This window comes from Mesorhizobium sp. LSJC285A00 (genome assembly GCF_000503155.1).
GTDB lineage: Bacteria > Pseudomonadota > Alphaproteobacteria > Rhizobiales > Rhizobiaceae > Mesorhizobium.
In genome coordinates this window covers 223,892-241,749 of sequence record NZ_AYVK01000001.1, presented here as the reverse complement: position 1 = coordinate 241,749, position 17,858 = coordinate 223,892, and the positions used below count along the sequence as shown (strand labels likewise).

24 protein-coding genes are annotated in these 17,858 nt (G+C 62.3%); 18 read left to right on the top strand and 6 right to left on the bottom strand.

Annotated elements, in window-relative coordinates; genetic code table 11:
• Positions 1–50 precede the first annotated feature (50 nt).
• A complete protein-coding gene (locus X726_RS165410; protein WP_027050354.1) occupies positions 51–692 on the bottom strand; it encodes a glutathione S-transferase N-terminal domain-containing protein in 642 nt (213 codons plus the stop codon).
• 160 nt (positions 693–852) lie between these two features.
• Here X726_RS165410 and X726_RS165415 point away from each other — a divergent pair, with 160 nt between their 5' ends.
• A complete protein-coding gene (locus X726_RS165415; RefSeq protein ID WP_023667658.1) occupies positions 853–1,767 on the top strand; it encodes a LysR family transcriptional regulator in 915 nt (304 codons plus the stop codon).
• A 25-nt stretch (positions 1,768–1,792) separates the two neighbouring features.
• Here the strand turns inward: X726_RS165415 and X726_RS1000000168380 are convergent, their stop codons facing one another.
• The 4 genes from X726_RS1000000168380 to map form a co-directional block, all read right to left on the bottom strand.
• The gene (locus X726_RS1000000168380) at positions 1,793–2,413 is read right to left on the bottom strand and encodes an isochorismatase family cysteine hydrolase (protein WP_023667657.1); all 621 of its coding nucleotides are present in this window, start codon (positions 2,411–2,413) and stop codon (positions 1,793–1,795) included.
• A gap of 172 nt (positions 2,414–2,585) precedes the next feature.
• On the bottom strand, positions 2,586–2,984 hold the full coding sequence (locus tag X726_RS165420; protein WP_023667656.1) for a RidA family protein: 399 nt from the start codon (positions 2,982–2,984) through the stop codon (positions 2,586–2,588).
• 197 nt (positions 2,985–3,181) lie between these two features.
• Complete coding sequence (gene radC, locus X726_RS165425) at positions 3,182–3,949, bottom strand: DNA repair protein RadC (protein ID WP_023667655.1); 768 nt, start codon at positions 3,947–3,949, stop codon at positions 3,182–3,184.
• Between the two features lie 113 nt (positions 3,950–4,062).
• Positions 4,063–4,896 (bottom strand): type I methionyl aminopeptidase, encoded by an 834-nt coding sequence (map, locus tag X726_RS165430; RefSeq protein WP_023667654.1) that lies wholly within the window; start codon positions 4,894–4,896, stop codon positions 4,063–4,065.
• Between the two features lie 279 nt (positions 4,897–5,175).
• Here map and X726_RS165435 point away from each other — a divergent pair, with 279 nt between their 5' ends.
• The 15 genes from X726_RS165435 to X726_RS165500 all read left to right on the top strand — a co-directional run bounded on the left by X726_RS165435 (position 5,176) and on the right by X726_RS165500 (position 13,853).
• Positions 5,176–5,472, top strand: a complete 297-nt coding sequence (locus X726_RS165435) for a DUF982 domain-containing protein (RefSeq protein WP_023667653.1) — start codon at positions 5,176–5,178, stop codon at positions 5,470–5,472.
• Positions 5,473–5,618: 146 nt separating this feature from the next.
• Positions 5,619–5,894: a DUF6074 family protein gene (locus tag X726_RS165440; protein ID WP_023667652.1), complete on the top strand. Its 276-nt coding sequence runs from the start codon at positions 5,619–5,621 to the stop codon at positions 5,892–5,894.
• A 255-nt stretch (positions 5,895–6,149) separates the two neighbouring features.
• Positions 6,150–6,818 (top strand): DUF2161 family putative PD-(D/E)XK-type phosphodiesterase, encoded by a 669-nt coding sequence (locus tag X726_RS165445; RefSeq protein ID WP_023667651.1) that lies wholly within the window; start codon positions 6,150–6,152, stop codon positions 6,816–6,818.
• Between the two features lie 280 nt (positions 6,819–7,098).
• Positions 7,099–8,430, top strand: a complete 1,332-nt coding sequence (locus X726_RS165450; RefSeq protein ID WP_245272023.1) for a site-specific integrase — start codon at positions 7,099–7,101, stop codon at positions 8,428–8,430.
• 3 nt (positions 8,431–8,433) lie between these two features.
• Positions 8,434–9,174 carry a hypothetical protein gene (locus tag X726_RS165455; RefSeq protein ID WP_023667649.1) on the top strand — a complete coding sequence of 247 codons (741 nt, stop codon included), beginning with the start codon at positions 8,434–8,436 and terminating at the stop codon, positions 9,172–9,174.
• A gap of 83 nt (positions 9,175–9,257) precedes the next feature.
• Complete coding sequence (locus X726_RS165460) at positions 9,258–9,458, top strand: helix-turn-helix domain-containing protein (RefSeq protein WP_023667648.1); 201 nt, start codon at positions 9,258–9,260, stop codon at positions 9,456–9,458.
• Complete coding sequence (locus X726_RS165465) at positions 9,459–9,650, top strand: hypothetical protein (protein WP_023667647.1); 192 nt, start codon at positions 9,459–9,461, stop codon at positions 9,648–9,650.
• Complete coding sequence (locus tag X726_RS165470) at positions 9,647–9,916, top strand: hypothetical protein (RefSeq protein ID WP_023667646.1); 270 nt, start codon at positions 9,647–9,649, stop codon at positions 9,914–9,916. The genes X726_RS165465 and X726_RS165470 overlap by 4 nt, the downstream gene beginning before the upstream one ends.
• Entirely contained in the window at positions 9,913–10,494 is a 582-nt protein-coding gene (locus X726_RS1000000167895; RefSeq protein WP_023667645.1) for a DUF1376 domain-containing protein, read from the top strand. The genes X726_RS165470 and X726_RS1000000167895 overlap by 4 nt, the downstream gene beginning before the upstream one ends.
• Positions 10,491–10,697, top strand: coding sequence for a hypothetical protein (locus tag X726_RS165475; RefSeq protein ID WP_023667644.1), 207 nt, complete (start codon positions 10,491–10,493; stop codon positions 10,695–10,697). The genes X726_RS1000000167895 and X726_RS165475 overlap by 4 nt, the downstream gene beginning before the upstream one ends.
• Positions 10,694–10,888, top strand: a complete 195-nt coding sequence (locus X726_RS165480) for a hypothetical protein (RefSeq protein ID WP_023667643.1) — start codon at positions 10,694–10,696, stop codon at positions 10,886–10,888. Before X726_RS165475 ends, X726_RS165480 begins: the two co-directional genes overlap by 4 nt.
• 3 nt (positions 10,889–10,891) lie before the next feature.
• On the top strand, positions 10,892–11,287 hold the full coding sequence (locus X726_RS165485; protein ID WP_023667642.1) for a hypothetical protein: 396 nt from the start codon (positions 10,892–10,894) through the stop codon (positions 11,285–11,287).
• 59 nt (positions 11,288–11,346) lie between these two features.
• Entirely contained in the window at positions 11,347–12,564 is a 1,218-nt protein-coding gene (locus X726_RS165490; protein ID WP_023667641.1) for a hypothetical protein, read from the top strand.
• Between the two features lie 237 nt (positions 12,565–12,801).
• Complete coding sequence (locus tag X726_RS165495) at positions 12,802–13,296, top strand: hypothetical protein (protein ID WP_023667640.1); 495 nt, start codon at positions 12,802–12,804, stop codon at positions 13,294–13,296.
• Positions 13,296–13,853 carry a hypothetical protein gene (locus X726_RS165500; RefSeq protein WP_023667639.1) on the top strand — a complete coding sequence of 186 codons (558 nt, stop codon included), beginning with the start codon at positions 13,296–13,298 and terminating at the stop codon, positions 13,851–13,853. Before X726_RS165495 ends, X726_RS165500 begins: the two co-directional genes overlap by 1 nt.
• On the opposite strand, the gene X726_RS1000000171005 is transcribed toward X726_RS165500, so the two are convergent.
• The gene (locus X726_RS1000000171005) at positions 13,835–14,107 is read right to left on the bottom strand and encodes a hypothetical protein (RefSeq protein WP_198037264.1); all 273 of its coding nucleotides are present in this window, start codon (positions 14,105–14,107) and stop codon (positions 13,835–13,837) included. The two genes, X726_RS165500 and X726_RS1000000171005, sit on opposite strands and share 19 nt — an antisense overlap.
• Before the next feature lie 15 nt (positions 14,108–14,122).
• On the opposite strand from X726_RS1000000171005, the gene X726_RS165505 reads away from it, so the two are divergent.
• Together X726_RS165505 and X726_RS165510 are read left to right on the top strand one after the other, a co-directional pair.
• Positions 14,123–16,759, top strand: a complete 2,637-nt coding sequence (locus X726_RS165505; protein ID WP_280940447.1) for a phage tail tape measure protein — start codon at positions 14,123–14,125, stop codon at positions 16,757–16,759.
• On the top strand, positions 16,756–17,067 hold the full coding sequence (locus X726_RS165510) for a hypothetical protein (RefSeq protein ID WP_023667637.1): 312 nt from the start codon (positions 16,756–16,758) through the stop codon (positions 17,065–17,067). Before X726_RS165505 ends, X726_RS165510 begins: the two co-directional genes overlap by 4 nt.
• Positions 17,068–17,858: the final 791 nt, after the last annotated feature.

Here is a 17,858-nt window from a genome sequence, read left to right as displayed (position 1 = left end):
CCAACAAAGGGTTAGATCATGATGAGATTTCAACCAAATCTCATCATGATCTAAGCGGCAGCCGATGCTTCGGGCAGGGCGGGAACGGCAATGCCTCTGACAACTGCGGAGCGTCGGCCTATGGCGGCATACCAACGCGCCAGGTCTGGCGCGTCATCGAGGCTGAGGCCGAGCCTGGTGACGGCCGCGTTGATCCATGGCCATGTCATCACATCGGCGATGCCGTAGCTTTTGCCGACGATGTGCTCATAGTTCTTGAGCCGGCTATTGAGCACTCGGAAGACGCGTCCGGTTTCGCGCTCAAAACGCTCGATCACATAAGGGATTTTTTCCGGCGCGAAGATTTTGTAATTCCACAATTGGCCAAGCGTCGGGCCGACATGGGCCGCCTGGAACAAGGTCCAGGTCAGAGTATCGTCCGCCTCCTGCGCGCCCACCGGCTGAAGCTTGCCCGACCGTCGCGCCAGGTAGTGTAGGATGGCGCCGGATTCGAAGACCGTGCGGCCGGCGTCCCGGTCGACGATCACCGGGATCTTGTTGTTGGGATTGAGCGCCAGGAAATCAGGCTTGGTCTGGTCGCCCCTTTCGATGTCGACCAAGCGGACCGAGTAGGGCAGGCCGACCTCTTCCAGCATGATCGAGGCCTTGTGCCCGTTGGGTGTCTGGCAGGTGTAGAGTTCTATCGGCGTCATGGCTCTTCTCCGCGACTGTTTCTTTTGTCGTCGGACTCCATATGGCGTGCGTGCATGCGCAGATCGACATGCCGATTCGCCCGCTTGCTCTGCGTTTTTGCACAGCGAAGCGTCATTTTGACTCGCAGAGCGCAGCGCTTTCTTTTATCTTTCTGCAAGAATGCACAGCTCACGCGATATCGACTGGGAAGATCTGCGCATGGTGCTGGCCGTCGCCGATGGCGCTTCGCTGGCGGCGGCGGCTCGGATCCTAGGCGTGAACCACACGACTGTGCTGCGGCGCGTCAACGCCTTCGAGGCGCGGCTGGGTATCCGCCTTTTCGATCGGCTGCCGACTGGCTATGCCCTCACCGCGGGCGGCGAGGAACTGCTGGGCGCGGCACGCACAATGGCCGAGACGGTCAATGAACTGGCGCGCAAACTGTCGGGGCAGGATCTCAGGTTCGAAGGCAGGTTGCGGGTCACCACCACCGATACGCTGATGGCGTCGGTGCTGCCGCCGATCCTGGCGGCGTTTCATAAGCTCCATCCCGGCATACGGGTCGAGGCGATGACGCAGAATTCCATCGCCAACCTGACGCAAAGGGATGCAGACGTGGCGATCAGGCCGGTGTCGCAACCGCAGGAAATCCTGGTCGGCCGGCGCATTTCGGGCGTCGCCTTCGCCGCCTACGCGACACGTTCCTATGCCGAAACGCTACCCCCGGAGCCGAGATTGGGTGCGCTGCGCTGGATCGCGCCCGACGACAGCCTGGCCAACACCGGCGTCGCCCGCTGGATGCGGTCGTCGCTGCCCGATGTCGAGATCGCCATGCGCGCCGATTCCCTGGTGACGATGTCGCATGCGGCGGGCGCCGGAATCGGGGTTGCGGCGCTGCCCTGTTATCTCGGCGACAGCCTGCCCGGGCTTGTAAGGGTCGGAGGGCTGATCGAGGAGATCGGCTCGGCGCTGTGGGTGCTGGTGCACGACGATTTGCGCCGCACGGCGCGCGTCCACGCCTTCACCAAATTCGTCTCCGGCGAATTGCAGCAGCGGCGCGACCTTCTTGAGGGCAGGCTCGGCGCCGGAGCTTGAGACGCACGCCAGCTGACGCTGGGGTTCAACTCCGCAACAGGTTCCCAAGCTCGGCAACCGTCATCACGCGCCCGAACACCTTGCCTATGATGTCGAGGGTTGCATTGTGCGATGCCTCGTCCAGTCCGCCATTGGCGTCGCTGATGAAAGCCACCTTGTAGTCGCGCATGAAGGCGCTCCGCGCGGTGGATTCGCAGCAGATGCTGGTCACGGTGCCGATGATGATCACCGTGTCGACCCGGCCTGCGCCACGGATGTTGCGCAACACGGTCTCGAGCTGCGTGTTGTGGAAGGCATCGTAGCGGTGCTTCTTGATGACGACATCCCCAGGCAAGGGCGCAAGCGCGGCGACGATTTCGGCGCCGGCGCTGCCTTCCCGCATTCCTTTGGTTTTCAGCTTCGGCTGATAGCCGGTTTCCAGCGGCGAGATATCGAAATGGTCGCTGAGCACATGCTGGGTGTAGATAACCGGGACGCCTTGCGCGCGGCAAAGCTCGACCACCTGCCGCATCGCCGGAATGCGATGGCGGGCCATGGCCACTTCCATGACGGCGCCCTCATCGACAAAGTCGCTTTGCATGTCGATGACCAGAAGGGCTGCGCGTTGCTTGTCGAACGGCCATGGTTCGTCGCCGGGCTGGGGCATTGCGTGTTTCCTGTTTCCGACGTTGATCAGGTGAGCAGCAGGCTCTTCATCGAGACATCGCAATTCCTGCCGATGACGATGTGATCGTGGATGGATGGAGAGATCAAAGTCGTGGCAATCTCGCAGCGAGCTCCGGGATTGGTTTGGGCGACTTGACGCGTCCTCGCTTGGCCTACGGGTCGATGACCGCGATCGCATCGATCTCTATCAGGTAGCCGGGAGACATCACTGCTATCCCGACCACTACGTTTGCCGGCTTGTGATCGCCGAACAGCTCGACCTGGGCCGCTTCGATGATCGGCACGTGTTCGTCGCGTTTGTAATCGACGATGTAGATCGTGATCTTGCAGACTTGCTCGGGCCGAGCGCCGGCGGCAGCAAGCGCTCGGCCGAGATTCCCGAACGCTAGGCGCGCCTGGACTGCGAAATCACCATGGCCAACGAGCTTGCCGTGTATGTCTTCTGGCTGCTGGCCCGAGACGAACACCAGCTTGCTTCCTGTCGCAACGACGACCTGGGAGTACATTTCCGGAATCGGCAGATCATTTGGATTTATGCATTCGAGCGTCATTGAATAGATCTCCTGCAATGGCTGACGGGAACTGGCTGCTTCGTATTCGCGAGTCTACGACATTGTCGCCGAAGCGGGCGCTTCCGTCGCAATATCACTTCTACACCGCAAGCGTGGGCGTTTGAGCCAAGCCGGAATGTTGCTGATTGGCTCGCGAGCGGTGGCGTTTGGGATGACGGCACCGGCGCCCATCAGGCTCAGATCAGCAGCAGGCCCTTCATCGAGGCGTTGCCTTTCTTGCCGATGATGATGTGGTCGTGGACGGCGATGCCGAGCGGCTTGGCGCTGTCGATGATCTGCTTGGTCATTTCGATGTCCGCACGCGATGGTGTCGGATCACCTGATGGGTGATTATGCACCAGGATGACGGCGCTGGCCGACAGTTCGAGCGCGCGCTTGATCACTTCGCGCGGATAGACCGGCGTGTGGTCCACGGTGCCGACCTGCTGTACCTCGTCGGCGATCAGCACGTTCTTCTTGTCGAGGAACAGGATGCGGAAATGTTCGCGGTTCTCGAACGCCATCGCCGAGCGGCAGTACGCAAGAAGCTGCGTCCAGTTGGACAGCACCTCGCGGTCGCGGACCTCGGTCCGCGCCATGCGCTGCGCGGCAGCGGCAATCACCTTCAGGTCGACCGCCACGGCGGGGCCTATGCCCTTCACCTCCTGCAGCAGCGCCACCGGTGCGCCAAGCACTTCGCCAAAAGTGCCGAAGCGCGCCAAAAGCGCCTTGGCGATCGGCTTGGTGTCGACGCGCGGGATCAGACGAAACAGCAGCAGTTCGAGAAGTTCGTAGTCGGGCAGGGCGTCCGCGCCGCCGGCAACGAAGCGCTCGCGCAAACGGTCGCGATGGCCGTGATAGTGTGGCGTCTCGGTCAGTTTGTCCTTGGGCGTCTTGTCCTTCGCCGGCGGTTCAAGCCACCGCTCGGAGAAGAACCCCCGTTCGTCGTCACCGCTCTTCCCCATCGACCCCACACACTCCCCGAAGGCTTCGACGGCAGATTAGAGCGGTAAGCAGCGCGCGGTCGAGTTTTTTCGGCGACGGCGCCTCAAAGCCGCGGCTTGAGGCGATCTTGTTTTCAGCTGACCGCCGGCAGGCCGGGGCGGTCGAGCTTGTTTGGCGACAGGGTGAAAATCTCGCAGCCAGTTTCGGTGACGCCGATCGTGTGTTCGTACTGCGCCGACAGCGAGCGGTCGCGCGTCACCGCCGTCCAGCCGTCCGACAGCACTTTCACATGCGGCCGGCCAAGATTGATCATGGGCTCGATGGTGAAGATCATGCCCGGCCGCATCTCGACGCCTTCCGAGGCGGTGCCATAGTGCAGGATGTTGGGTGCGTCGTGGAACAACTGGCCAACGCCGTGGCCGCAGAAATCGCGCACCACCGAGCAGCGCTCTGCCTCGGCATAGGTCTGGATGGCGGCGCCGATGGCGCCGGTGCGAGCGCCGGGCCGGACCGCCGCGATGCCGCGCATCAGGCACTCATGAGTGACTTCAAGCAGGCGTTCGGCGGCGCGCTTGATGGTGCCGACGGGATACATGCGCGAGGAATCGCCGTGCCAGCCGTCGAGGATGTAGGTGACATCGATGTTGACGATGTCGCCATCCTTCAACGGCTTGCTGTCTGGAATGCCGTGGCAGACGACGTGGTTGATCGAGGTGCAGGACGATTTGGTGTAGCCGCGATAATTGAGCGTCGCCGGCAGCGCGCCTTGGTCCATGCCGAATTCGAAGACGAAACGGTCGATGGTCTCGGTGGTGACACCCGGCTGGACCATCGGCACCAGTTCATCGAGGCAGCGCGCGGTGAGATCGCAGGCCTTGCGCATGCCGGCAAATCCTTCCTGGCCATAGAGGCGGATCTGGCCGGTATTCCTAAGGGGTGCCGTGGTGGCGTCGAGATAGGTGACCATAGTGTCGGTTTGCCTGTAAGCGGGCGGCGCATACCAGCCCGTTAGAAAATTTCCCCAGATTTGGCACTGCAAGCCGCAAGGTTCAAGGAAGAACTGCCGGCAATGGACTGATACTGGCGATATTCCTGGCTTGCGCGGCCGCTCAGATGACATCCAGGTGCGCGATCTCCTCCGAATGCCGAGATCGCACTGACGACACATTTTCGCGCAAAAGCAGCCAAAGCAACTTTTGACGACGAACGGCGTTGCTGTGGTCGACGCCAGTTCGGGAGATATAGAATGGACAGATTGCAATTCGAGGTGCCGGTGCGCATCGCGCCCGCGCCCGGGCTGCCGGTAGAGGAAATATACAGCGTCGAACAGGCGCTGGATATCCTGCATGACTGGCCAAAGAAGCGACAGGGCAAGGTCTATGAAGCGGCGTTCAATGCCTGCTTCGGGGCCACGGTGGATGTGGTCAAGACTGAGGACGCCTGGCGCGCCTTCATGGCGTTTTGCCGGGTCAGTGGCCTGCTGGCCAGGGATATGATGGTTACGGCCAAGCGCGCCGGCGAGGCGAGGGGCCTGAGGGTCTAGAGTTCTGCTTGGCCTGGAGGCCGGCCAACCGACTCGTTCCAATCGGCGCGGACTCCGCGGCGTTAAGGTTCCGTTTCCGACTTCACAGCTAGGCATGAGCCATAGAGCAGCGTCTGATTCGTTGCGTCGGTTTCATGGTGCAGAACATGTCTTCAGCCAATGTGCGTACCTTCCCGCTAGATCGGCAGACCGTGCTGGTGCGCGAGGTCGCCGCAAGGCTGGGCAGACTGCACGGCGACACGGCCACGTCGTTCTGGAAGGCCACGGCGCGCGAACTCCTCGACAAGGCGGTCGCAGCCGGCAGCGATGCAGCTTCGGCGGCCAACGATGTCCGCCGGTTTTTTGCCGCGGTCCAGGACGAGATGAATTTCAAGGCGGACGATGCCGCACCGGGGCAGCGCCGGACGCGCACCCGCCTCTAGCTTCGAACAGAGCACCGACACGCGCTCACTGTGGCCAACCGTGGACCGGTCTTGGCGTCGACGATCTCGGGCCTTGCGCTGTCGATCGTGCCGTCCCAGCCACGGCGAGCGCCTTGTTGAACGCGGACCGTCACGCCGGAGAACCTGCCTGACGGATGGCTTTTGCAGATGGTGGGATCGAGGCGGTTTAGCGCAAGGCGTCGGCCTCTCGGCGATCCCTGTGCCGGTCCGGTCCGAATCGGCTATGCCTGCGCGATGCAGGAAACGTCTCTCTATATCCCGGTGAAGCGGTTTCTCGAGAGCCTGGAATTCACGGTCAAGGGCGAAGTCGGCCACTGCGATATCGTGGCGGTGCGCGACGGCGAGCCGCCTGTGCTGGTCATCTGCGAACTGAAATTGCAGTTCAACCTCGAACTGGTGCTGCAAGGTGTCGATCGCGCCGCGGCATGCGACGAAGTGTGGCTGGCGGCGCGCATGTCGGCGCGTGGCAAGGGCCGCGAGCACGACCGCCGTTTTCGCGCGCTGTGCCGGCGGCTCGGCTTCGGGCTTCTGGCTGTCAGCGGCAAGGGGGAGGTCGAAGTGCTGCTCAGCCCGGCGGCTCTGCCGCCGCGTCGCGATCCGAAGCGCCGCTCCCGACTGATGGAGGAACACCGTCGCCGGCGCGGCGATCCGGTGGTCGGCGGTGGCTCGCGCGCCCCGATCATGACCGCCTACCGGCAGGATGCGCTGGCCTGCGCCGCAGCCATGACCGACGGGCCGAAACGCCCGCGCGATCTGAAAGCGATTTCGCCACGCGCGCCCAGCATCCTCTTGGACAATGTCTATGGCTGGTTCGCGAGGGCCGAGCGCGGCGTCTACGCGCTGACCGAAGGCGGCCATGCGGCGTTGCAGCGCTGGCCGCAGGTAGCCCACGACCAAGGGTGAGTGGCCGGAGATTGCCGCGAGCAGGCGCCGAGGGAAACCTCGGCACGGCAGCCGCTGTTCGCCGTCTCAACCGATTCGCCGCGCCACCGTTCCAGCCGCTGCTAGTACGGCGGCGGCCGCGAGGCTTCTTGTTTTCCTGAAAGATCTGGTACGCCCAAGGGGAATCGAACCCCTGTTACCGCCGTGAAAGGGCTTCTAAGGCGTCCAACGCGGTCCAGCCATATTTCCTGAACCCCTTGCGGTGCATGGTTTCTTGCCCAGTTGCGTTTGTGCTTGTCCAATGTCGTCCACGCCGGTATATTGGACAAAGTGTTGGACACGGCAGGGCAGGGGCATGGCAAAGAGAGTTCGTGACGCGACGCTCGACAGCAAGGAAGCTCGGGCGAAACTGAAGGCGCGCGGGAAGCCGTACTACAAGAGCATCGGGCCGGGCCTTCATGTCGGATACCGGAAGGGCAAGGAAGCTGGCCGGTGGGTTGTCCGGATGTATGTCGGCGATCAGGACTATCGCGTCGAGACGATCGCCAGCGCCGACGATAGAGCAGACGCCGACGGCAAAGCCGTGCTTTCGTTCTGGCAGGCTCAGGACAAGGCGAGGGAACTTCACAAGCGGCTCTCGGGCGACAGCGGAGCGGTTGCCGGCGCCTTCACCGTCAAAGATGCCATGGACGACTATCTGCTGTGGATGGAAGGTAACCGGAAGTCATCCAAGGATGCCCGATATCGTGCCGAGGCGCTGATCCTTCCGGAGATCGGCACCGTCGACGTCTCCAAGCTGACAGCCACCCAGATTCGGAAGTGGCATAGCAAGGTTGCCGCGACAGCGCCGCGCCTCCGCAGCAAGAAGGATGCGGAGCAAAAGTTTCAGGAACTAGGCACCGATGCGGAGTCGATCCGGCAGCGCCGTGCGACCGCAAACCGCGTCCTGACGATCCTAAAGGCAGCCCTGAATTATGCGTGGCGGGAGGGCAAGGCGGCTTCGGATAAAGAATGGCGCCGGGTCGAGCCCTTCGAAGATGTCGAGAGCGCCCGCGTCCGCTATCTGACTATCGCCGACGCCCAACGGCTGGTGAACGCCTCCAGCGGCAGTTTCCGGGATCTTGTCCAGGCAGCCCTGCAGACTGGCGCCCGCTATAGCGAGCTCGCACGGGTCCGGGTCGAGGACTTCAATGCCGATGTCGGCACCCTGACAATTCGGGAGAGCAAATCCGGCAAAGCCCGTCATGTCGTGCTGACCGACGAGGGCAGCGAACTGTTCGGCCAACTGGCAGCCGGCAAGAGCCGCGATCAGTTACTGCTGACGGCGCCGGCCGGCGGCACGTGGGAGAAGTCGCACCAGTTCCGGCCGATGAACGAGGCGTGCAAGAACGCCAAGATCATCCCGGCGATCGGCTTCCACGGGTTGCGGCACACATGGGCCAGCCTGTCCGTAATGAACGGCATGCCGCTGATGGTCGTTGCCAGGAACCTTGGCCACACTGACACGCGGATGGTCGAGAAGCACTATGGGCATCTGTCGCCGTCCTACGTCGCCGATGCCGTGAGGGCAGGGGCACCGCGATTCGGCACGGTCCCGAAAAGCAACGTCGTTGCCATGCAGAAGGATGCTTGAGCGATGGCGTCTTTCTGGAAATCACCGGCCGAGATTTATGAGATCACTTTGGACAATGCGGGCGACTCCGAGGGCAAGCGGGCCAAGGCCAATATTTACGAATGCGAAAGGGAGATCCAGCATCTAACCGCTGATTGGGACCACTCGGAGCGGATGCGCTTGAAGCATTACCCAGACCTGTCCGATGAGGATCGCGCCTATATCGCAGCCGAGAGAGAGACGTTTGAGGTGCGAGTAGCGAACCTGCGCCAAAGGATAGAAAACGCACGGGCTGGTGTTTTCCAGCTCATGATGGCCAATGCCGTCAAGGGAAGTTGGTTCGCTGTCGGGCATAGAGCCGCAGAGAAGGGCGAGGAGGTCATTCCTTGCCGCTATTGGCCGTTCCTGACGCTCGATATGACGAACGACGCAGCCAAAGGCGAGCAGGGCGAATATAGGGCCATACGCTGCGCGTTTTGGAAGGACGTGCCGGCCGATAATCCTCTGCGCGCCACAGTGCTCCAGGCCAACCGTCAGCCAACTCACACGGTTGGTCCGAAGGAAAGAATACCAACCCGCCGCTCATCGCGGGCCGTTCAGACGCGAGGCCCAAAGCCGGCAGTCACCGAAAGGGTTAAGGATGCCATGCGAGTTTTCGGCGTGGATAACATCAAGGGGATGAAGCAGATCGCGATGGCGGAGCAGTTCGGCGCGTCCCGCGAAACATGCGTGAAAGCTCTGCAGGAATTGCTGTCGGAGTTTTAATCCGACAAACTCCGACCAGCGACAAATAGCGACATCAAAAACAAGCGTCCACCTTGGCCCCGTATCAACACGGGAGAACCGACATGGACCTTGTTTTTGAAGCCTACAGCATTCCGGAGTTTTGCGCCGCGCATAGGATCAGCCGGGCAAGCTTCTACAATCTGATCAACGACGGGAAGGCGCCGCGCACCATGAAGGTGGGCACCCGGGTTCTGATCTCCAAAGAGGCAGCCGCCGACTGGCGAAAAGCCTGCGAGGCAATGTCGAAGTCGGAGGCCGCATAAATGACCGGCCGCCCTGCAACCGAAGATCACGTCGAGTCCGACAACGTCGAGCGCGGCGTGCTCTTCCTCGCCGACACACCGCGTCATCTTCGCGGGCCCGCGGTTCCCGCACTCAAGGCGATCGGCCTGACCGCGAAGGAAAGCTGCGAGGCCCTTCGTGTTCACGGCCTTAAGATGGCGAGGTCGACATGACCTGGCAGCAGATGGTCGACAATCCGGACAAGTATCTGCCGCTGATCGCGCGCCTCATCGGCTATTACCTGATGAGGGACTATCGGTCGGATCCCGATGTGCCCCGGCTCGAATGGGAAACGATCATCCCGGAAATGGCGACGCTCACGAGCGACGAGCTCGAGTTTGTCGAAGCTGGTGCCGGCAACGTCTACTTCCAATCTGACCCAACCCACATGCTGAAGGGAATGGCCAGGGAGTGGCTGAGCGAGGGCGCTCCACAATGACCGATCTCGCCTGGATGAAAACCTACATCGGCACCGAGACCGCTTTGACGGCGCACCTTACGGCCGAGGAGTTCGGCGCCTACGAACGCTTGCGCCGGCATTACTGGCAGCACGGCTCGATGCCTTCAGATGACGCTCGCCTTGTGCGCATCAGCGGGATTGATCCAGAGAGGTGGGAGGCCGTCGCACAAGCCATCGGGCCGCTGATGTCGGAAGGGCTTCAACGTCTCGACGCAGAGCGATCCGACGCCACCATCAAGCGCGAAAAGAAGGTGGCGGCGGGGCATAGAGGGGCGGAAGCTAGGTGGCGCATCAATGGCAAAACCAATGCGCTTGCCAATGGCACAACCATGGCAGACGCATCGGAGGAAATGGCAGAACCATCCGTTTGCCAATGGCCATCAGCATCAGCATCAGCATCAGACAGTTCTGCTCTGGATGAAAAGGAAGAAGGGTTAGAGCCTGCGCGCGCGAAGCCCAATGTCTTGACGATGTCCATGGCAGAGGCGCGGGCTCACCTTGAGAAGGAGGGAAAGCTCGAAAACTCCTATGCTGCCGCCAAGGGAATTACTGCATGAGCCCGGCCTACCGATCAGCCGCCGCATGGATCGATCAGGCTCTCGGCCATCTCGCCGAAGCGGTGGAGCAGATGCCAGACGATCGGTTTCTGTCTGAGCACCAGGCCGCGCACGATGAGCCGCGCTCGGCCTCCGTCGACATGGTGGCCACGGTATTCGAGCGGGAGTGGTGGCGGCGCTACCCGGGAGGCCGGGACGAATGAAGCGCGAAATTGTCATCTACCCGTTGCGCGACTCGACCGACTGGTACGCCATTGTCGTGCAGCCAGGCCGGATCTACGGCCGCGGTCCCTTCAGCTACGAGCGCGCGCTGACGGAAGCGCTTCGCCTTCAGCGGGAGCAATGGCCCCATGCGCGGATCGTCGACCAGGCTGGGCATCAGGACGGCATATAGCCCATGTTCGAGGTGCTCCTCGCCGAGATGGTCGTCGACCTGATGCTGGCCAAACTGTCGCCGGCAGTGCGTGAAGCGTTTCGGCGCGGCGACCTTGAGGCCCAGGCGGCATTTGCAAGGCAGTATTCGCCAGCGCTGGAGAAACGGGCCGTGCGCCTGGTGCGCGCCAGAGCCCTCAACGAACTGCGCAGCGAGGGATACTCGGACGCGGCAATCGCTGCTGAAATGGGCCGATACGCCTCGAACGGCTGGAAACGGGATCGAACGAAGGGCGACTGCCCTGAAAGCTACGGTTGGCCGGCGGCCATGATTTGGCTGGCCTTTATGGCGCGGCCGCACCCGCTGACCCGGCAGGGTGTCGCCGAAGTCCTTGAAATGATTGAGGTCGCCCGCAAGTAAATTCGTGTTTTTTCCTGCAGGCCCCTCGGCGATGATTGTCGCAACGAAGGAGCTTTGAGATGTCTCACCCGCACGACCAACTCGGCGCCGCCATGCTCGGCCAGAGCCACCCGGAAAGCACTCAGCCGCACGCATCGGCCTGGGCGGACTTCCGGGCAAAGCATTCGCCGAGCCCGCAACCCGCAGCCCGCGCGCCTGGCCAAGACAGCCTGGCTGCCGCCAACATCCCAGCCGCAGGCGGCCATGATGCCGGAGTAGCTGGCCGAGCCGCGGATCTTGCTGCCGGTATCATGCCCGATCTCGTCAGCAACCCGATGTCCAGGCTGACCAAGCCAATCGACTTCGAAAAGGTTCTTCCTCCGGATGCAGCTGAACGCCTTCGGCGCTTGCGGGAACTGAAGGCTGATAGTCACGCGGTCTCGACCCTCATCGGCAATGACGCTGACGAGGCAAGAATCGAGGTGCAGAAGCAGCGCGCCAACCTTTCCCAGGCAATAGCCGATGCCGAGTTCACCCATCGCTATGCAGAACGGAAGGCGGCCGGCGAGCCTTTCCCGATCGTCGACGCGGCACAAGCCAAGTTCGACCAGGTGAACGAAACGCATGAACGTCTGCTTGAGCGCCGTCGACCATATGTCGAGAGATCGCAAGGGATCGATCGCGTGCTTCGCGCCGCCGAGAAGTACATCCTTCCGAATGCTGGCAGGCTGACCGCTGGTCCCAAGCTAAAGCCCGGCAAGTCGGACACCATCGACGTTGTTGCCGAGCGCATCGCTCAGTTCCGAGCCGACATCACCGAGACGACCAGTGCACCGTGGCCGGCGGATGATGCCAAGCGCCGCGCAACGCTGGAGGTCGACACACTCGCCAGCCGCGGGCGCATCCGGGTTTCGCAATCCATCGATCACGGGCAGCAGTTGCATTGGCCGAGTGAGAAGACGATCTTGCGCGGGTTCGGTCGATTGGACGCTCTCGGCCGCTCGGACAACTACAACGAGTTCGAGGTCAGCGCGGACGTCGCCATCGTCACATGGCTGCACCGCGACGCGCTGCTCGCCAAACTCTTCGAAGAGATCGACGCCTTCGCCGATGATGCGCGCGCCCTAACAGCCGACCAGCGCAACAGCGCTCTGTCCAAGCTCAACAGCAACATCCTCGCCGAGCAACGGCTGATTGCCGAGATCGTATGGCGGGAAGACGCTCATGATCGCTGGCCGGCCGACTGTGATCCGCGTGCCGTGCTCGGCATAGACGGACCAGAGCCGAGACAGGACTAAGCCAATGCTTCACGCTTCCTTGCTGGGTTTCGTGATGCTGAACGGACGGCGGCAACTTGCGAGGTTGAGCCGTCCCGTGGTCGGCGACTGTGTTCTCCGGTCGCCGACCACCACCCCACCCCCCATTAAGGTTCCGAACGGTCATCTCCCCAGTGTATGCGGGGCTGCAAAGCCCACGGCCTCCGGATTTTTGCGTCGTTCACAATCGCACTTTCACTTTCACATGGACGTTCGTAAATGCTGAACGCCGACGAGCTCGTTTCCACCGGGTTCCTGGCCGATTTGCTGGGCATTTCGAAACAGGCAATCGCGCGTCTGGCGCGGACAGGCGTGCTGTCCAAGGCCTCCCGAGGACTGTTCCCGCTCGGCGAATCCGTCCGCTCATATCTCGACTTCAAGGTGGCCGGCGAGGCGGCCCGCCGCGGCACCGGCTCATCCGACCGCGTTCGCGATGCCAGGGCGACCGAGATCGAACTCAGGATCGCCCGAGAAGAGCGAAAGCTCATCACCATGGACGAGTGCAACGGCTGTCTCGACCAGGTGGTCGGCGGCTTCATCACCATGCTTTCCGTGCTGCCCGCGCAAATCACGAAGGACATTCGCGAACGCCAGCGCATCGAAACGATCATCGATGCCGGCCGGCAGCGGCTTTCCGACAAGTTCGACGAAATGTCCAACAACCTTCGCGCCGGCCTTCCCGACGACGAGCCAGACGACGAGGAGGATTCCTGATGCCCTACATTCTCGACCAATGGGGCCAGCCCATCTTGATCAGCGAGCAGCGAGCGTTCATCGGCGACGACGACGTGGCCCCGGTGCAGATCGACCACAATCTCATTGCAGCCATGGAGCGCCGCCATCTAGCCTCTTATGAGCAAAGCGGCATTGATGCCGACCGAATCCGTAGTGAGCCGCCTTCCTTCGACTGGAACGCGCACAAGGCTCAGAACGCGGCCAGACAGAAGGCCGAACGGGAAGCCGAGCGCGCCGAACTCGAACAGGCCAAGGCGGCAGGCTATGCCGAGGGCAAGGCCAGCGGTCTGGCAGAGGGCAGGAAGATCGGCCGCAAGGCTTTCTACCAGCGCATGAACGACATCGTGCGCGGTGCCCACGGCAACGGTGCACTGGCACAGGCCGCGCTCGATCTTGCCCTCGATGCTCCCGACCTCTCTGCCGCCGTCGCGCTTTCCATCGCCGGCCGTGGCGCTCGCGGCTCGGCCTCGCTGGCAAATCGCGATTCGCTGCCGGACAGCCTGGCAATCGCAAAATCTCAACTCGCTGGGGCATAGCCATGGCCGGAACGATCAAACAACGAATCGAGTTGGACGGCGGGAAAGAACTCAAGCGCGAGCTTGAAGAGTTCGGCGCCGCCGGCCGCAAAGCGTTCAGGGATTTGCAATCTGCCGCTGCGCAGACGAAAGGTCTTTCGCCAGGGTTTTTCAACTCGCTGAAACAGGCGCAAGTCCAGCTTCAGAGCCTTGGCAAACAATTTGGCGATGTCGGCAAAAAAGCCCAGGATCTTGGCAAGACGTTTTCGACGCATCTGACGCTGCCGATCGTGGGGCTCGGCGCCGGCATCTTGAAGCAGGCCGCCGATTTCCAGACTGCGATGAATTCCTTCGTTGCCAACACCGGAGCGGCGGGCGACGCATTCGACCAGGCCAAGGCCAAGGCGATCGAGCTCGGCAATGCCTCAGTTTTCAGCGCCACCGATTCCGCCAACGCGATGACCGAGTTGGCCAAGATCGGCCTGGAATATTCCCAGATCATGGATGGCGCGGCCAAGGCGACGCTGGACCTTGCCGCGGCCAATGGCGGCCAGTTGGTGCCGGCGGCTGGCATTGCTGGCGACCTGATCAAGCAGTTCAACCTACAGGTCAAGCAACTGCCTGGCGTCGTCGACAACGTCACCGGAACCTTGATCAAGTCGAAGCTCGGCTTCGATGATTATCGCCTGGCGATTGGCCAGACCGGCGGCGTAGCCTCGGCGCTGGGCGTCTCGCTGGCGGACATGAACACCGCGCTTGCCGGCACGTCGAACCTGTTTTTCAGCGGATCCGATGCGGGCACTAGTTTCAAGACGTTCCTGCAGCGGCTAACGCCCGGCACCAAAAAGGCGGCAGAGCTCTTCAAGGAATTGAACCTTCAATTTTTCGACAGCAACGGCAAGATGAGAAGTCTGGCAGACGTCGCAGAGGAGCTGCACGTTAAGCTTGGCAAACTGTCGCAGGAAGACCTCAACAGCAAGGGCGGCGAGATCTTCGGCACCGATGCGCTGCGCACCGCAATCGGCCTCATGAAGCTCGGCGGCGCTGGCTTCCGGCAACTGGCGGCCGATATCGGCACGGTTGGCGCCAGCAAGCTGGCCGAGGTGCGTGTGCAGGGTCTCACCGGAGAACTGAACAAGTTCAACAGCGCAGTTGAAACGCTATCGATCGCCATTGGCGATTCCGGCCTGCTCGAATTCGTCACCGGCATGGTGGTCAAGCTCACGGATTTCACGACTGCCCTGTCGAAGCTCAACCCGGAGACGCTCAAGCTCGGAACTGTGATTGGCGGCGTTGTAGCCGCGATCGGGCCGGCGCTGATCGCTCTCGGGCTGTTCGGCCGTGGTATCGGCTTTATCATTGGCGGCATCGGCAACCTGATTTCGGCCGTGCTGCTGCTGCGCAACGCTTTCCTGTTCCTGACGCCATGGGGTCGCGCCATCCTGCTCGTAGTGGCGGCCTTTGACGGTCTGAAGCTCGTGCTGGGCTTGGTTAAAAACAAGCAATACGACGCCGCCGCCGCGACATCAGCGCACCAGACAGCTTTGGCCGACCTGAATGCCGCAGTTGCCGCAGTCAAGAACGGCGTTCCGGGTGCGGAGGGCGCGCTGAAGCGTCTCGGCCAAGCTCATATTGACGCCGCCAAGGCGGCAATTGCGGACGCCAAGGCGCAACTCGCGCATCAGCAGGCTGTGTTCGATGCGACCAAGCTCTCTGCTGATCAGAGCGCGCTTGGCCCGATGGAAAAGCGCCTCGGCGTCGACATAGATCCGGCGATGGACGCGCTTGTCAGGGCGAATATCCGACTTGCGCAGACTGAGCGCCAACTCGAAGACATCCAGAACACAATTGCCGGCAAGGTCGTCGGCAACATCATCGATCTTCGTGAGAACGCTGACGGCGCAGCAAAAGGTGTTGCTGCTGTCGGTGCTGCTTCCGCTACGACCGCCGGCCAAGTGGAAAACCTCGGTCACCAGATCACGGTTATTCGCGGCGGTGGTGGGGAACTGACGAAGCAAATTTTCAATGTCGTCGACGGTGTGGCCCGCGCGGCCGACGATGGCAAGCAAGCTCTCGACGGCCTCAAAGGCAGCGTCGACGCGACCAGCGGCGCCGTGGATGGCGTCAGCAACGAAATCACCAACAGCATCAGCACGATCGCGCCGGCCGCACAGGAGGCCGCCAGCGGCTTCAACAGTTCGCTCGGCAATCTCGACTCCGGTGCAGCCCAGGCGGCCGCAGAGGCCATTGTGGCGCCGTTCGAGACACTACCGGGCAAGCTCTCGGCGATCCTGTCTGGAATGCGCGCCTTGTTGCAGGGCGGGTTCTCCGGTCTCGCCGGCATCGTCAACAGTTTGGCGGCCCAGGTGGAGTCGGCAATCGCCCGCATCTTGGCTTCGCTCAGGGCTGCTGCCGCGGCGGCGCAGTCTCTCCGCGCGGCTGCCGGCTCGAGTTCATCTTCCGACGGCGGCGGCTCGCATGGTGGTTTCGCCCGTGGCGGGCATCTCGCCCATGGCCCCGGCACCGGTACGAGCGACAGCATCCTGGCCCGGCTGAGCGTCGGCGAGTTCGTGATCCGGGCCAAGGTTGTGAAGGCTCTCGGTGCTGATTTCTTCGCTGCGCTCAATGCCGGCGTCATGCCCGACGTCGACGCCTTCCGCAGCCTGTCGAAAGGCTTCAGCCTGGGCGGGATCGCCGACGGTCTCACTCGTGGCATGGCCATTCCGCGCTTTGCCGGTGGCGGCTTCGCCAGGATGCAGCTGGCGCCAGCATCGAAGGGCAACAACCGCACGCCCATCATCCTGCAACTGCCGGGCGGCGAACAGATCGACGATCTGACAATCGGCGAGATTGCGCTGACCCGGTTGCAGCGGCACCTGCAGTCTGAGAGGACCACGAGCAACGGCCGGAGGCCTGGAGGCAAATGACCGACAAGCCCCCCGAAGCATGGTGGCGGCCGACAACGCCCGAGGAAGCCGCCGATCTCGAACAGCAACAGGCTGATTTCAAGGCGCAGTTCGGCGACTTCAAAGCCGTAGCCGCCGACGGCTTTTGGCTGGGATGTTCGCCGGACGGCCAGCGCCTCGCCTTCCAGTTCAAGGGGCTCGACGGATCGATCCATCGGCACACCCTGCCGTGGCACATCGTCGACGTGTTCTTCACGCAGTTCTCGGTCGCGGTCGACGAGATGGGGCAACGGCAGTTCGCGTTGGCTAAGACGAAGGGAGCCGCATGATGCTCGCACCATATATGCTCGGCGGATCTCCACGAGGCCGCGCCATTGTCATCGGCGGCGGGGCCGGGGATAGCGATGGCGGCTTTGTCGACGATCCTGTCGTCACCATCACATCGACCGGTGACGCCACGGTCAAGGGCAAGGTCAAGCCGGGGTCGTTCGGCAAGTTCGTCTTTCCGCTCATCGGATGGTGGCGCTGCAGCAGCCGGAACACAGGCAGGGCCGAATTATATCAGGCTGATCACCTCGGCGGACGGCACAACCTACAAGTTTCAGACCAGCACCAACGGCACGGTTTGGAACACCGAATATACGGGCGCTGCGCCGACTCCGTTCACCAACGTCTCTGGCGTCACTACTTTCGGCATGGCGCTTTGGTTCAACAATGCCGATGCCGGGCCATTCTCGATCGACATCGACCAGTTCGCGGATGCCGCTGCTCCCGTCGAGATGGTGTACAGCTACGAAGGCGCCACCGTCGATAACACCAACGCAACGGCCTATACGTTCACGGCCAAGAACATTGGAGCCGCTGGCGCGGGGCGCCTAGTCCTGGTTGGTGTCAATGGCAACGTTAATAATACCGGGACGTCCAGAGCCGTGAGCGGCATCACCGCCAATGGCAACGCCATGACCAAGGGGCCGGAAGTCGTCGGCGGCACAGGCCACGGCTCTGTCTCGTGGTTCTATCTGCCAATCGCTGCGGGGACCACTGCCACGTTTGTCGTCACTTTCGCCGGGGCGGCTCCGACCAACTGCACGATTGCCGTCTACAGGCTCTTTCCGGTCAG

Coding starts and splice junctions, on each gene's coding strand:
- X726_RS165455 (WP_023667649.1), top strand. CDS start 8,434: ATGGCGTCTTTCTGGAAATCACCGGCCGAGATTTATGAGATCACTTTG.
- X726_RS1000000171005 (WP_198037264.1), bottom strand. CDS start 14,107: ATGCGTCGAAAACGTCTTGCCAAGATCCTGGGCTTTTTTGCCGACATC.
- X726_RS165420 (WP_023667656.1), bottom strand. CDS start 2,984: ATGACGCTCGAATGCATAAATCCAAATGATCTGCCGATTCCGGAAATG.
- X726_RS165495 (WP_023667640.1), top strand. CDS start 12,802: ATGCTGAACGCCGACGAGCTCGTTTCCACCGGGTTCCTGGCCGATTTG.
- X726_RS165445 (WP_023667651.1), top strand. CDS start 6,150: ATGCAGGAAACGTCTCTCTATATCCCGGTGAAGCGGTTTCTCGAGAGC.
- radC (WP_023667655.1), bottom strand. CDS start 3,949: ATGGGGAAGAGCGGTGACGACGAACGGGGGTTCTTCTCCGAGCGGTGG.
- X726_RS165465 (WP_023667647.1), top strand. CDS start 9,459: ATGACCGGCCGCCCTGCAACCGAAGATCACGTCGAGTCCGACAACGTC.
- X726_RS165470 (WP_023667646.1), top strand. CDS start 9,647: ATGACCTGGCAGCAGATGGTCGACAATCCGGACAAGTATCTGCCGCTG.
- map (WP_023667654.1), bottom strand. CDS start 4,896: ATGGTCACCTATCTCGACGCCACCACGGCACCCCTTAGGAATACCGGC.
- X726_RS165510 (WP_023667637.1), top strand. CDS start 16,756: ATGACCGACAAGCCCCCCGAAGCATGGTGGCGGCCGACAACGCCCGAG.
- X726_RS165485 (WP_023667642.1), top strand. CDS start 10,892: ATGTTCGAGGTGCTCCTCGCCGAGATGGTCGTCGACCTGATGCTGGCC.
- X726_RS165410 (WP_027050354.1), bottom strand. CDS start 692: ATGACGCCGATAGAACTCTACACCTGCCAGACACCCAACGGGCACAAG.
- X726_RS1000000167895 (WP_023667645.1), top strand. CDS start 9,913: ATGACCGATCTCGCCTGGATGAAAACCTACATCGGCACCGAGACCGCT.
- X726_RS165435 (WP_023667653.1), top strand. CDS start 5,176: ATGGACAGATTGCAATTCGAGGTGCCGGTGCGCATCGCGCCCGCGCCC.
- X726_RS165440 (WP_023667652.1), top strand. CDS start 5,619: ATGTCTTCAGCCAATGTGCGTACCTTCCCGCTAGATCGGCAGACCGTG.
- X726_RS1000000168380 (WP_023667657.1), bottom strand. CDS start 2,413: ATGCCCCAGCCCGGCGACGAACCATGGCCGTTCGACAAGCAACGCGCA.
- X726_RS165415 (WP_023667658.1), top strand. CDS start 853: ATGCACAGCTCACGCGATATCGACTGGGAAGATCTGCGCATGGTGCTG.
- X726_RS165480 (WP_023667643.1), top strand. CDS start 10,694: ATGAAGCGCGAAATTGTCATCTACCCGTTGCGCGACTCGACCGACTGG.
- X726_RS165475 (WP_023667644.1), top strand. CDS start 10,491: ATGAGCCCGGCCTACCGATCAGCCGCCGCATGGATCGATCAGGCTCTC.
- X726_RS165450 (WP_245272023.1), top strand. CDS start 7,099: ATGTCGTCCACGCCGGTATATTGGACAAAGTGTTGGACACGGCAGGGC.
- X726_RS165460 (WP_023667648.1), top strand. CDS start 9,258: ATGGACCTTGTTTTTGAAGCCTACAGCATTCCGGAGTTTTGCGCCGCG.
- X726_RS165490 (WP_023667641.1), top strand. CDS start 11,347: ATGTCTCACCCGCACGACCAACTCGGCGCCGCCATGCTCGGCCAGAGC.
- X726_RS165500 (WP_023667639.1), top strand. CDS start 13,296: ATGCCCTACATTCTCGACCAATGGGGCCAGCCCATCTTGATCAGCGAG.